This window comes from Burkholderia sp. LFS061, assembly GCF_047978125.1.
In the GTDB taxonomy this organism is placed as follows: domain Bacteria; phylum Pseudomonadota; class Gammaproteobacteria; order Burkholderiales; family Burkholderiaceae; genus Burkholderia; species Burkholderia pyrrocinia_C.
In genome coordinates this window covers 46,090-59,466 of the sequence record NZ_JBFPFS010000042.1, presented here as the reverse complement: position 1 = coordinate 59,466, position 13,377 = coordinate 46,090, and the positions used below count along the sequence as shown (strand labels likewise).

Genomic DNA, 13,377 nt, shown 5'->3' with positions numbered 1-13,377 from the left:
GGCGCGGATCGCGCAACGGCCAAGCGTGCGCCGCGCGACGGCGGCGCCGATCGCGGCTATCGCAGCGCTGACGGCAAGCCCGACTCGCGCCCGTCGCGACGTAGCGACGCCGATGCGCGGCCTCGCCGCGCGGGTGCCGAAGGCGGCGCGCGCGCGCCCTATCGTGACAACGCAACCGGCGCAGGCGCCAAGCGCAGTTTCGACGACCGTCGCTCGTCGTCAGACCGCCCGCCCCGTCGCAGCGACGATGATGCACGGCCGCGCCGCGCAGGCGCTGACGACGGCAAGCGCACGCCCTATCGCGACAAGGCGGCTGGCGAAGGCGCGAAACGCAGCTTCGGCGACCGCCGTCCGCCTTCGGACCGCCCGGCCCGTCGCGGCGACGACGATACACGGCCGCGCCGCGCAGGCGCCGAAGGTGGCGCGCGTGCACCCTATCGCGACAAGGCAGCCGGCGAAGGCGTGAAGCGCAGCTTCGGCGACCGCCGTCCGCCTTCGGACCGCCCGCCCCGTCGCGGCGACGACGACGCACGGCCGCGCCGCGCAGGTGCCGAAAGCGGTGCACGCGCACCCTATCGCGACAAGGCAGCCGGCGAAGGTGCGAAACGCAGCTTCGATGACCGCCGTACGTCGTCCGACCGCCCGCCCCGTCGCAGCGACGACGATGCACGGCCGCGCCGCGCAGGCGCCGACGACGCCAAGCGCACGCCCTATCGCGACAAGGCAGCCGGCGAAGGCGCGAAGCGCAGCTTCGGCGACCGCCGTACGTCGTCCGATCGCCCTGCCCGTCGCAGCGACGACGATGCACGGCCGCGCCGCGCAGGCGCTGACGACGCCAAGCGCACGCCCTATCGCGACAAGGCAGCCGGCGAAGGCGCGAAACGCAGCTTCGGCGACCGACCGGCTCGCCCCGCACGCGATGGCGAGCGCCGCACGTCCGGCGCGGGCCTGAAGACCGCGCAACCCGTCAAGCGCCAGGCTGCCGACACCGATTACGGTGATGAAACGGGCCTGATGCGCCTGTCGAAGCGGATGTCCGAGCTCGGCATGTGCTCGCGCCGCGAAGCCGACGAGTGGATCGAAAAAGGCTGGGTGCTCGTCGACGGCGAACGCATCGACACGCTCGGCACCAAGGTGCGCGCCGACCAGAAGATCGAGATCGACGAGCGCGCAAGCGCCGCGCAGGCCGCGCAGGTGACGATCCTGCTGCACAAGCCGGTCGGCTATGTATCGGGTCAGGCGGAAGACGGCTACGAGCCCGCGGCCGTGCTGATCACGCGCGGGAACCACTGGAGCGGCGACCATTCGCCGCTGCGCTTCTCGCCGCAGCACCTGCACGCGCTCGCACCGGCCGGCCGGCTCGACATCGATTCCACCGGCCTGCTCGTGCTGACGCAGAACGGCCGGATCGCGAAGCAGCTGATCGGCGAGCAGTCGGACATCGACAAGGAGTACCTGGTGCGCGTGCGCTTCGGCGAACGGCTCATCGACATCGACCAGCACTTCCCCGCGGAATCGCTCGCGAAGCTGCGCCACGGCCTCGAGCTCGACGGCGTCGCATTGAAGCCCGCAATGGTGAGCTGGCAGAACGGCGAGCAGCTGCGTTTCGTGCTGCGCGAAGGCAAGAAGCGCCAGATCCGCCGCATGTGCGAACTGGTCGGTCTCGACGTAGTCGGCCTCAAGCGCGTGCGGATGGGCCGCGTGATGCTCGGCGCGCTGCCGCAGGGGCAATGGCGCTATCTGTCGGCCGACGAGACGTTCTGACAGCGGGCACGCGACGTGCGCCACGCAACAAAAAACCCGCGCAAGCGGGTTTTTTGTTGCCGTCGAACATCGCGAAACGAGTGCCGGCAGCACGCCGGCCGGCCGCCCCGCATGCCGGTTAGTCGTCTTCCGCCGGATCGAGCCCCGGGAACAGCACCTCGGTGAAGCCGAAGCGCGTGAAGTCGGTGATCCGCATCGGATACAGCTTGCCGATCAGGTGGTCGTATTCATGCTGGACCACGCGCGCGTGAAAACCGTCGGCGACGCGCTCGATCTTCGCGCCGAACTGGTCGAAGCCGCTGTAGCGCACCTTCGCGTAGCGGCTGACGACACCGCGCATGCCCGGCACCGACAGGCAGCCTTCCCAGCCCTCTTCCATGTCCGGCGGCATGTACTCGATCTTCGGGTTGATCAGCACGGTCTCGGGCACCGGCGGCGCATCCGGGTAGCGGTTGTTGTTGCCGAAGCCGAAGATGATGAGCTGCAGCCCGATGCCGATCTGCGGCGCGGCCAGCCCGGCGCCGTTCGCATGGTGCATCGTCTCGAACATGTCCGCGACGATCTCGTGCAGCTCGGGTGTATCGAACCGCTCGACCGGTTTGGCGATTTCGAGCAGGCGCGGATCGCCCATCTTCAGGATCTCGCGAATCATGGCGTATTGCCCTCCAGGAGTTGGTGCAGTCCGTCTTCGTCCAGCACGGGGATGCCGAGTTCCTCGGCCTTCGCGAGCTTGCTGCCGGCTTCGGCGCCCGCGACCACGTAATCCGTCTTCTTCGATACCGAGCCCGCAACTTTCGCGCCCGCCGCTTCGAGCATCTCCTTCGCCGCATCGCGCGTGAGCGTCGGCAGCGTGCCCGTCAGCACGACGGTCTTGCCGGCCAGCACGCCCTGCGGCGCCTTCGGCGCGGGCGGCCCTTCAGGCCAGGTTACCTTGCCCGGCGCGCGCAACTGTTCGATCACGGTCCGGTTATGCTCTTCCGCGAAGAACTGGTGCAGCGACTCGGCGACGATCGGCCCGACGTCGTTGACTTCGAGCAGTTCGTCGATCGATGCATCCATGATCGGCGTCAGCGAGCCGAAATGCTTCGCGAGATCCTTCGCGGTCGATTCGCCGACATGGCGGATGCCGAGCCCGTAGATGAAGCGCGCGAGCGTCGTGTGCTTCGCCTTCTCGAGCGAGTCGAGCAAATTCTGTGCGGACTTCTCGGCGAACCGGTCGAGCTCGGCGAGCGTCGCGAAACCGAGATTGAACAGGTCGGCTGGCGTGCGCACGAGATTCAGCTCGACGAGTTGGTCGATGATCTTCTCGCCGAGCCCGTCGATGTCGAGCGCGCGGCGCTGCGCGAAGTGCCACAGCGCCTGCTTGCGCTGTGCCGGGCAGAACAGGCCGCCCGTGCAGCGCGCGATCGCCTCGTCCGGCAGGCGCTCGATCTTCGAGCCGCACACAGGGCATTCGGTCGGCATCACGAATTCGGCCGCATCGTCCGGGCGCCGGTCGAGCAGCGCGCCGACCACTTCGGGAATCACGTCGCCCGCGCGTCGCACGATCACGGTATCGCCGATCCGGATGTCCTTGCGACGTACCTCGTCCTCGTTGTGCAGCGTCGCGTTGGTCACGGTCGCACCGCCGACGAACACCGGCTCGAGGCGCGCGACCGGCGTGATCGCGCCCGTGCGGCCGACCTGCACGTCGATCGCGACGAGCTTCGTCAGCGCTTCCTGTGCGGGGAACTTGTGCGCGAGCGCGAAGCGCGGCGCGCGCGACACGAAGCCGAGGCGCTCCTGCTCGTCGCGCCGGTTGACCTTGTAGACGACGCCGTCGATGTCGTACGGCAGCGACTCGCGCTTCTCGCCGATCTTGCGGAAGAAGCCGAGCAATCCGTCGGCGCCGTGCACGACCGCGCGTTCGCGATTCACGGGCAGGCCGAGCGCTTCGTACCAGTCGAGCAGCGCGCTGTGCGTGTCGGGCATCGGCATCCCGTCGAGCACGCCGATGCCGTACGAGAAGAACGACAGCGGACGCTGCGCGGTGATCTTCGAGTCGAGCTGGCGCAGGCTGCCGGCCGCCGCATTGCGCGGGTTCGCGAATTCGCGCTGCTCGGCCGCACGCTGGCGTTCGTTCAGGCGTGCGAAATCGCGCTTGAACATCAGCACCTCGCCGCGCACGTCGAGCACCGCCGGCACGTTCGCGCCCTTCAGCTTCAACGGGATCGAGCGGATCGTGCGCACGTTTTCGGTCACGTCCTCGCCCGTCGTGCCGTCGCCGCGCGTCGACGCCTGCACGAACACGCCGCGCTCGTAGCGCAGCGAGATCGCGAGGCCGTCGAACTTCAGCTCGCACGCGTATTCGACGGGCTCCGTCACCGAGCCGGCGAGATCGGTCGTCTTGTCGAGCGCATCGGCGACGCGCTTGTCGAACGCGACGATGTCCTCGTCGGCGAAGCCGTTGTTCAGCGACAGCATCGGCGCGTCGTGGACGACCGGCGTGAAGCCGCCGGCCGCTTCGCCGCCGACGCGCTGCGTCGGCGAATCGGGCGTCACGAGTTCGGGATGGTCGGTTTCGAGCTGCTGCAGTTCGCGGAACAGCCGATCGTATTCGGCGTCGGGCAGATCCGGCTGGTCGAGTACGTAATAGGCGTAGTTCGCCCGCTCGAGTTGGTCGCGCAGCCATGCGGCGCGCGCGTCGGGCTGGCTGGCTGGCGGTTCGGCTTGGGTTCGGGCCATGCTGGCGGCAGATTCGTTCTGAGAAAATCGGATGCCCGATTATCTCAGTTTGACGCCGCGGCGGGGCGTGCAATGCGCGCCGGATCAGCGTGCTGCAGCGCACACGAAAAGCCTGCGCTGCCACGGCGGACGACGGCGCCGAAGCCCGCCGTCCGCACCATCGCGTTACTGGCTGAAGAGGCGGCGCGTGACCGGCGAACCGGCCGGAATGCCAGCTTCCTCGAGCTTCGCGTACAGCTTCATCAACTGCTGCTCGATCGCCAGCAGCGTCGACTCCGGCAGCGGCCGGCGCGAATCGTCGACGACCCGCGCGCCGATCCGCTCGGACAGCGACTTCGCGTAATCGCACATCAGCCGGAACGGCAGGATGTCCTCTTCGGCAACCGGCACGTCGAGCACCAGCGTGATCATGTTGCCGCCCTTGTACGTGAGGTCGTCGCGCAGGAAGTTCGTGTCGCCGAACTGCAGCATGAACACGGGGTTCTGCTTCGCGTCGAGCTTCACGAAACGCGTGCCGTCGCGCGACAGCAGCAGCCCGTCCTGCGATGCGACCGCCTGCACGTAGTTCGCCGACCACGGCGCGCCGTCCGACATCACGTTGATCGACAGTTGCGCGTCGCACTGCGCGGCAAAGGCGTCGAGTTCGCGCGCCATCGCCACCGTCTCCATCATGTCCGGGAATTCCGGTGCGCCGTCGATCGTGTCGGCGAACTGCTGGACGCCCGTCACGAATTCGGAGAATTCGAGCTCGTTCAGCGCGCCGCTGCGGTTCGCGAGCTGCGCGGCCGCGCGCAGTTCTTCGTAGCGCACGCCGTTCTGCAGCAGCTCCCACTGGCCGCCTTCCGGCTTGCCTTCGATGTGCACGGGCTTGCTGCCCGCACGGCGCAGCCGCTGCGCGGCCGGCAGGATCTTGTCGCCCGGCAGCGGCCCGGCGAGGCGGATCGGCACGATGCAGTCGATCCGGCGGTCGACGATCGCGGGCGGCGTCGACGAGATCGTCGTCGCGGCCGGCAGCACGGGTTCGGACGATTCGGCCGGTTCGGCGGCCGGTTCGTGCGCGGCGGCAGGCACCGCTTCTTCACCGGCGGCCGGTTCGGCCGACTCGGGCGACAGGTCGGCGCCGGTCGCCTCGGCCTGCAGATCGGCCGGCATGTCCGCTGGCGCCGCACCTCCGAACGTCGGCTCGACGCGCGCGGCTTCGGCCGGCGCGGCAGCCGCGGCGACCGGTGCCGCGGGCTCGCGGCGCGCCGGCTGGCGCACCGGTTCGATGAACGGCAACTCTTCGTCGCGCTCGGGGCGGTTCATCGCCTCGGCCGCTTCCTCCGGCATCGGGCGCGGCATCCTGCGCCGCACCTTCGCGCCCTGCCATGCGTTGTAGACCACGACGCCGCCCACCACGACGGCGCCCGCGCCGATCAAACCGAGTGTCAACTCGTCCATGCACGCTCCATCAGCAATTCTTTTTCGTCGGGATCGCGAACGGGCGCCCATGCGCCGCGCGAACGCGATCCGGTTTCGTCAAACGTCAATTCTGGGCAAAACCCGCCGCGGTTTCCATGTCCACCGCAACGATCCGCGACACGCCCTGCTCCTGCATCGTCACGCCGATCAGTTGCTGCGCCATCTCCATCGCGATCTTGTTGTGCGAGATGAACAGGAACTGCGTCTTGTCGGACATCGCGCGTACGAGATTCGCGAAACGTTCGGTGTTCGCGTCGTCGAGCGGCGCGTCGACCTCGTCGAGCAGACAGAACGGCGCCGGGTTCAGCTGGAACATCGCGAACACCAGCGCGGTCGCGGTCAGCGCTTTTTCGCCGCCCGACAGCAGGTGAATCGTCGCGTTCTTCTTGCCGGGCGGCTGCGCCATCACCTGCACGCCGGCATCGAGGATCTCGTCGCCCGTCATGATCAGCTTCGCCTGGCCGCCGCCGAACAGGCGCGGGAACAGGTCGCTGAAATGGCGGTTGACCTCGTCGAAGGTACCCTGCAGCAGCGTGCGGGTTTCCTGGTCGATCTTGTGGATCGCGTCCTCGAGCGTCGTGATTGCGTCGATCAGGTCGGCCGACTGCGCGTCGAGGAACACCTTGCGCTCGCTCGCGGCCTTCAGCTCGTCGAGCGCGGCCATGTTCACCGGGCCGAGTGCATTGATCGCATTGTTGAGCCGGGTGACCTCGCCCTGAAGGTACGACGGTTTCAGATCCGGCGTCAGCTTCTCGCTCAGCGCGGCCTCGTCGACCTCGGCCGTCGCGAGCTGCTCGGCGAACTGCTCGACGGACAGGCGCGCGGCCTGCTCCTTCAGCTGCAGCTCGGTGATGCGGTCGCGCAGCGGCTGCAGCGAACGCTCGGTGACGAGACGCTGCTCGTCCGACGCGCGCAGCTTCGCGGTCAGGTCGTCGAGCTCGATCCGCGCGGCCTGCAGCGCTTCCTCCTTCACCGCGCGAATCTCGAGCGCGTCCTGCAGGCCCGTGTGCGCGGTCTGCTCGTTGATCGTCTCGAGTTCGGCACGCGCGTCTTCCAGCGACGCGGCGACACGCTCGCTCTGCTCGTGCGCAACCTGGATGCTGCGCTTGAGCTCGTCGATCCGGGTCACCGCGTTGCGTGCGGCGAAGCGCGCGTCGTTCGCGCCGCGCTCCAGGTCACGCGCCTCCTGACGCGCCTGCGTCAGCGATTCGTCGAGCGATTCGAACGCGAGCTGGTTGTCCTCGAAGCGTGCCTGCAGCTCCGCGAGTTCGCCGTCGAAGCGTTCGAAATTCGCTTCCGACTCCGCGCGCAGCGCGCGCTGTTCTTCGATCTGCGCACCGATTTCCTCGAGTTCCTCGCGGATCTGCGTGCTGCGCTGCGTATAGCGCTCGTGTGCCTGCGCGAGCTTCAATACGTCCATCTGCAGCGCATGCACACGCTGCGTCGCACGCTCGGCCTGCGCGCGCACGTCGCCGAGCGCCTGCGTGGCCTGCGTATGCGCGGCTTCCGCGCGCACGGCGGCCGTGCGCGCCTCGTCGGCGAGCAGTGCCTGCGCACGCACCTGGCGCGTCAGGTTCTCGATTTCCTGCTGGCGGGCCAGCATCCCGGCCTGCTCCGAATCGGCTGCGTACAACTGCACGCCGACGCGCGTGACGATATGGCCGGCCTTGACGACGAATGCACCGCCTGCCGGCAGTTGCGTGCGCGTCGCAAGCGCCTGCGCGACGTCGTCGGCGACATAGACGTTGCCGAGCCAGTCGTTCAGCACCGCGCGAATGCCCGCGTCGTCGATGCGCACGAGCGACAGCACCGGACGCAGCCCGGCCACCGCCGCGGGCGGCTCACCGGTCGCGGGCGGCGCGTAGAACGCGAGCTTCGCGGGCGGTGCATCGGTCGCGAACGCCTTCACCCAGTCGAGATTCGACACTTCGAGCGCGGCGAGGCGCTCGCGCAGCACGGCTTCGAGCGCCGCTTCCCAGCCCGCCTCGACGTGCAGTTTCTTCCACAGGCGCGGCAGCGCGCTGAGCTCGTGCTTGTCGAGCCACGGCTGCACCTTGCCTTCGGTCTGCACGTTTTCCTGAAGCTGCTTCAGTGCGGCGAGGCGCGCCTCGAGCTGGTGGATCTGCGCGCCTTCGGCCTGCACGCGCTCCTGCGCGGCACGGCGTTCGCCGTCGAGGCGCGGCACCGTTTCCTGCGCGTCGGCGAGACGCGCCTGCGCTTCGGCGAGGATTTCTTCCTGCTCCGCAAGCTGCATGCGCAGCTCTTCGAGCTGCGCCTCGTCAGGCGCATCGAGCCCGCCCGCTTCGCTCTTCAGGCGCTCATGGCGCTGCTGAAGCTGCTGGAGCTGCTGGTCGGCGTTGCGCTGGTGCGCGGCTTCGAGCTTCAGCGACTGTTCGGTCTGCGCGATCCGCGCGCGCTCGTCGTTGAGCTGCGCCTGCGCGTCGCGCCACTTCGCCTCGAGCGCCGGCAGCGCGTCGTGCTTCGCGGCTGCGTTGTCCTCGGCGAGCGCGGCCTTCTCGTCGGCCATCGCGCGCGCCTCTTCGGCTTCCTCGAGATCGTCCTGCGACTTCTCGGCCTGCGCGCGCCATTGCTCGCGCTGCGCGTTCAGCGCCGCGATCTGCGCCTGCACGCGATTGCGCGATTCGACGATGAACTTGATCTCTGCTTCGAGGCGGCTCACCTCGGCATTCGCTTCGTAAAGCGCGCCCTGCGCGCCCTGCATCGCATCGCTCGCCGAGTAATGCGCGACGCGCAGTGTCTCGAGCTGCGACTCGACCTCGCGCAGCCTGGCCGTCTGCGCCTCGAGGTCGATCTGCGCCTGTTCGATCGCGCGCTGCTGCTTCTGCTGCTCGCCGGCGGCCTCGTTCTTGCGCAGCAGCCACAACAGGCGCTGCTTCTCCTCGCCGTCGGCGACGAGTTCCTTGTACTTGGTCGCGACGACGGCCTGCGCCTCGAGCTTCTCGAGGTTCGCGCCGAGCTCGCGGACGATGTCCTCGACGCGCGTCAGGTTCTCGCGCGTGTCGTGCAGGCGGTTCTCGGTTTCGCGGCGGCGCTCCTTGTACTTCGACACGCCCGCGGCTTCCTCGAGGAACACGCGCAGCTCTTCCGGCTTCGCCTCGATGATCCGCGCGATCATGCCCTGCCCGATGATCGCGTAGGCACGCGGCCCGAGGCCGGTGCCGAGGAAGATGTCCTGGATGTCGCGGCGGCGCGCCGGCAGGTTGTTGATGTAGTAGCTCGACGTGCCGTCGCGCGTCAGCACGCGCTTCACGGCGATTTCGCCGTATTGGCCCCACTGCCCGGCCGCGCGGCCGTCGGAGTTGTCGAAGATCAGCTCGACGCTTGCCCGGCTGCCGGGCTTGCGGGCGGTCGAGCCGTTGAAGATCACGTCCTGCATCGATTCGCCGCGCAGCTCGGACGCGCGCGACTCGCCGAGCACCCAGCGCACGGCGTCGATGATGTTGGACTTGCCGCACCCGTTCGGGCCCACCACGCCGACAAGCTGGCCCGGAACCTGGAAATGCGTGGGATCGACGAAGGATTTGAAGCCAGCGAGTTTGATCGAGCTCAGACGCACGGCAGTATCGGATGTGAAGAAGGTGTGAAACGGACGGGGCCGCGCTGCGCGGGGCCGGACGGCCCATGCGCGCGACGCGCCCCGGAATTCAAAAGCGGGGCCGCGCGCATACAGCGTTGGGCCCCGCAAACGGCTTCCATCATACCATCGCGCGTGCGCCGTCCCGACCGTCGCCGGGTTTGCCCGGTGCCGGCGCGGCACGATGGACCCGGCTCGACAGCAGCGTCGCCAGCACGATGCACACGCCGCCCGCCCACTCGCGCGCGGTCGGCAGCTCGTTCGCGAACACCCACGCCGACAGCGCGGTGATCACGATCTCGAACAGCATGATGATCGACGCGCGGTTCGCCGGCACGCGCGCGAGGCCGTATTGCACGAGCAGGTTGTTCGCCGCCATCGTCACGCCGATCGCGGCGACGATCAGCGCGGCGACGCCGAGCTGGCCGCCCGCCGGCACGGCCGGCAACCCTTCGAACAGCGACGCGATCGCGCCGAATACCGCCGCGCCGCCGAACAGCGTCGCGGTGCGCATCTCCGCGCGCATCCCGGGCAGCTCGCGGCTCGCCTTGATCACGAGCACGTTGCTCATCGCGAAACTCAGCCCGGCCGCGAGACCGGCCCATTCGGCCGGGTTGGCCGGCAGCGGCAAGCCGAGCGTCGGCGACCACAGCATCAGCATCGCACCGCCGATCGACAGCGCCGCCAGCCCCGCGCCGGCCCAGGTCAGCCGCTCGCGCAGCAGGAAGTGCGCGTAGATCGCGGTCCATGCGGGGGTCAGGTAGAACAGCAGCATCACGCGCAGCACCTCGCCGTGGATCGTGCCCCATACGAAACCGAGGTTCGTCACGCCGGCCGTCACCGCGATGCCCGGCAGCACCCAGTGCCAGCGCAGCGTCGCGATCGTGCGGTGCCGTGTGACGATCACGAACAGGAACGCGACGAGGCTCGTCAGCGCGCTCGCCAGCGTGCCCGTCACGCCGAGCGACGCGAGGATCCGCAACGGATACCAGATCAGGCCCCATACTGACGCGCCGATCAGGATGGCCAGCGTCGGCAAGCTGCCGCGTACCGCGTTATTCATTTGGTTCGATACCCTTTATTCGACCGGCCCGGCCGCCGTTCCGACGGGCCGTGACCGCATTCCGTCACGCTATAATCGTCCGTTGCGACCCGCGCGCCGTCGGCGCCCGTTCGCAGCCGCGCGGCACGCCCGCCGCTTCTTTCGCTCCAACCGGCCGCGATGGCCGCTTCGCCCGTGAACCCTCGACTCGACTCGCTCCAGCCCTATCCCTTCGAAAAGCTGCGCGCCCTGTTCAAGGACGTGACGCCCTCCGGCGACCTCAAACCGATCAGCTTCGGCATCGGCGAGCCCAAGCACCCGACCCCGGCGCTGATCCGCGACGCCGTCGTGGCCGCGCTCGACGGCCTTGCGTCGTACCCGGCCACGGCCGGCTCGGACGCGCTGCGCACATCGATCGCGCATTGGCTCGAGCGCCGCTACGGGCTGCCGGCGATCGATCCGGCCACGCAGGTGCTGCCCGTGTCGGGGTCGCGCGAGGCGCTGTTCTCGCTCGCGCAGACCGTGATCGACGCGCGCCCGTCCGGGCAGGGCGAGAAGGCGATCGTACTCTGTCCGAATCCCTTCTATCAAATTTACGAAGGCGCGGCGCTGCTGGCCGGTGCCGAACCCTATTTCGCGAACAGCGACCCGGCCCGCAACTTCGCGTGCGACTACGCGGCCGTGCCCGACGACGTCTGGGCGCGCACGCAGCTGCTGTACGTGTGCTCGCCGGGCAACCCGACGGGCGCCGTGCTGACGCTCGACGACTGGCGCGAGCTGTTCGCGCTGTCCGACCGCCACGGTTTCGTGATCGCGTCGGACGAGTGCTATTCGGAAATCTATTTCGACGAAGCGACGCCGCCGCTCGGCGGCCTCGAGGCCGCGCACCGCCTCGGCCGCGGCTTCGAGCGGCTCGTGATGCTGTCGAGCCTGTCGAAGCGCTCGAACGTGCCGGGCATGCGCTCGGGCTTCGTCGCCGGCGACGCGGCACTGCTGAAGAAATTCCTGCTGTACCGCACGTACCACGGCGCGGCGCTGTCGCCGGTCTGGCAGCACGCCAGCATCGCCGCGTGGAACGACGAGGCGCACGTGCGCGAGAACCGCGCGCTGTACCTGCAGAAGTTCAATACGGTCACGCCGATGCTCGCCGACGTGATTGACGTGAAACTGCCCGACGCCGCGTTCTACCTGTGGGCCGACGTGTCGCGCACCGGGCTGTCGGACACCGAGTTCGCCCGCCGCCTGTACGCCGACTATAATGTGACGGTTCTGCCCGGCTCGTACCTGGCGCGCGATGCGCACGGGTCGAACCCGGGCCGCGATTTCATCCGGATCGCGCTCGTCGCGGGCACCCCCGAATGCGTCGAGGGCGCGCAACGCATCGTCGATTTCTGCCGTTCTCTCGCGCGGTAATCGTCCATCCCGATCAATTCCATCCATCTCCTGCGAAAACGAACATGTCGCAACAACTTCAGCAAATCATCGATACCGCCTGGGAAAACCGCGCCGAGCTGTCGCCGAAGGCCGCGCCCGCGGAAGTCCGCGAGGCCGTCGCTCACGCGATCGAGCAACTCGACAAGGGTGCGCTGCGCGTCGCCGAGAAAATCGACGGCAACTGGACCGTGCATCAGTGGCTGAAGAAGGCCGTGCTGCTGTCGTTCCGCCTGGAAGACAACGCACCGATGGCGGCCGGCGGCTACTCGCAGTTCTACGACAAGGTGCCGTCGAAGTTCGCGAACTACACGGCCGAAGACTTCGCCGCGGGCGGCTTCCGCGTCGTCCCGCCGGCCATCGCGCGCCGCGGCTCGTTCATCGCGAAGAACGTCGTGCTGATGCCGTCGTACACGAACATCGGCGCCTACGTCGACGAAGGCACGATGGTCGACACGTGGGCCACGGTCGGTTCGTGCGCGCAGATCGGCAAGAACGTGCACCTGTCGGGCGGCGTCGGCATCGGCGGCGTGCTCGAGCCGCTGCAGGCGAACCCCGTCATCATCGAGGACAACTGCTTCATCGGCGCGCGCTCGGAAGTCGTCGAAGGCGTGATCGTCGAGGAAAACTCGGTGATCTCGATGGGCGTGTATCTTGGCCAGAGCACGAAGATCTACGACCGCGAAACGGGCGAAGTCAGCTACGGCCGCATCCCGGCCGGCTCGGTCGTGGTCGCCGGCAACCTGCCGTCGAAGGACGGTTCGCACAGCCTGTACTGCGCGGTGATCGTCAAGAAGGTCGACGCGAAGACCCGCGCGAAGGTCGGCCTGAACGAGCTGCTGCGAGGCGACTGATGGCGAAGCCGCACACCGTGGTCGTCTACGGCATTCCGAACTGCGACACCGTGAAGAAGGCCCGCGTGTGGCTCGACGATCACGGCGTCGAATTCGAGTTCCACGATTTCAAGAAGCTCGGCGTCAGCGCGCCGCTGGTTGAAGACTGGCTGAAGGACGTGTCGCTCGACGCGCTCGTGAACAAGCGCGGCACCACGTGGCGCGGCCTGGACGACGCGATGAAGGCGGCCGCCGAAACGAAGACCGGCGCGGTCGCGCTGATGATCCACAAGCCGTCGGTCATCAAGCGCCCCGTGCTCGTCGTCAACGGTCGCGTGAAATCGCTCGGCTTCGCGGCCGATCAATACGCGGCGCTGTTTGCCGCATAGGGCCGCCCGCGCTGCGCCTGTAGAAGGGCCTGTTCACGCTAATAACGGGCTTGCGAACGTGCCTTGCCGGCTGCAGTGCAAGAAGCAAGGAGCGCCGTTTGGCCGAGCCAAACAAGCGACGCGCGACGCCGCAATGCG

The 13,377-nt window shown here is 68.4% G+C and carries 9 protein-coding genes; 4 read left to right on the top strand and 5 right to left on the bottom strand.

What is annotated here, in order from left to right; genetic code table 11:
- Positions 1-1,764 (top strand): pseudouridine synthase (locus ACNQQL_RS28585; RefSeq protein ID WP_347067372.1); only part of this gene is annotated, 1,764 nt, incomplete at its 5' end.
- A 118-nt stretch (positions 1,765-1,882) separates the two neighbouring features.
- On the opposite strand, the gene def is transcribed toward ACNQQL_RS28585, so the two are convergent.
- From def to ACNQQL_RS28560, 5 genes are all read right to left on the bottom strand, one after another.
- The gene (gene def / locus ACNQQL_RS28580) at positions 1,883-2,416 is read right to left on the bottom strand and encodes a peptide deformylase (protein ID WP_072437087.1); all 534 of its coding nucleotides are present in this window, start codon (positions 2,414-2,416) and stop codon (positions 1,883-1,885) included.
- Positions 2,413-4,488 (bottom strand): NAD-dependent DNA ligase LigA, encoded by a 2,076-nt coding sequence (ligA, locus tag ACNQQL_RS28575; protein ID WP_072437086.1) that lies wholly within the window; start codon positions 4,486-4,488, stop codon positions 2,413-2,415. Before ligA ends, def begins: the two co-directional genes overlap by 4 nt.
- 165 nt (positions 4,489-4,653) lie before the next feature.
- Positions 4,654-5,928, bottom strand: coding sequence for a cell division protein ZipA C-terminal FtsZ-binding domain-containing protein (locus ACNQQL_RS28570; RefSeq protein ID WP_175961142.1), 1,275 nt, complete (start codon positions 5,926-5,928; stop codon positions 4,654-4,656).
- 85 nt (positions 5,929-6,013) lie between these two features.
- Positions 6,014-9,526 carry a chromosome segregation protein SMC gene (gene smc, locus ACNQQL_RS28565; protein ID WP_347067369.1) on the bottom strand — a complete coding sequence of 1,171 codons (3,513 nt, stop codon included), beginning with the start codon at positions 9,524-9,526 and terminating at the stop codon, positions 6,014-6,016.
- 139 nt (positions 9,527-9,665) lie between these two features.
- Positions 9,666-10,607 carry a DMT family transporter gene (locus ACNQQL_RS28560; RefSeq protein WP_204423682.1) on the bottom strand — a complete coding sequence of 314 codons (942 nt, stop codon included), beginning with the start codon at positions 10,605-10,607 and terminating at the stop codon, positions 9,666-9,668.
- A 159-nt stretch (positions 10,608-10,766) separates the two neighbouring features.
- On the opposite strand from ACNQQL_RS28560, the gene dapC reads away from it, so the two are divergent.
- The 3 genes from dapC to ACNQQL_RS28545 are packed head-to-tail and all read left to right on the top strand — an operon-like array spanning position 10,767 to position 13,239.
- Positions 10,767-11,999, top strand: a complete 1,233-nt coding sequence (gene dapC / locus ACNQQL_RS28555; RefSeq protein WP_347067366.1) for a succinyldiaminopimelate transaminase — start codon at positions 10,767-10,769, stop codon at positions 11,997-11,999.
- A 44-nt stretch (positions 12,000-12,043) separates the two neighbouring features.
- Positions 12,044-12,871, top strand: a complete 828-nt coding sequence (gene dapD / locus ACNQQL_RS28550) for a 2,3,4,5-tetrahydropyridine-2,6-dicarboxylate N-succinyltransferase (RefSeq protein WP_072437081.1) — start codon at positions 12,044-12,046, stop codon at positions 12,869-12,871.
- Positions 12,871-13,239, top strand: a complete 369-nt coding sequence (locus tag ACNQQL_RS28545; protein ID WP_034184733.1) for an ArsC family reductase — start codon at positions 12,871-12,873, stop codon at positions 13,237-13,239. Before dapD ends, ACNQQL_RS28545 begins: the two co-directional genes overlap by 1 nt.
- Positions 13,240-13,377 lie beyond the last annotated feature (138 nt).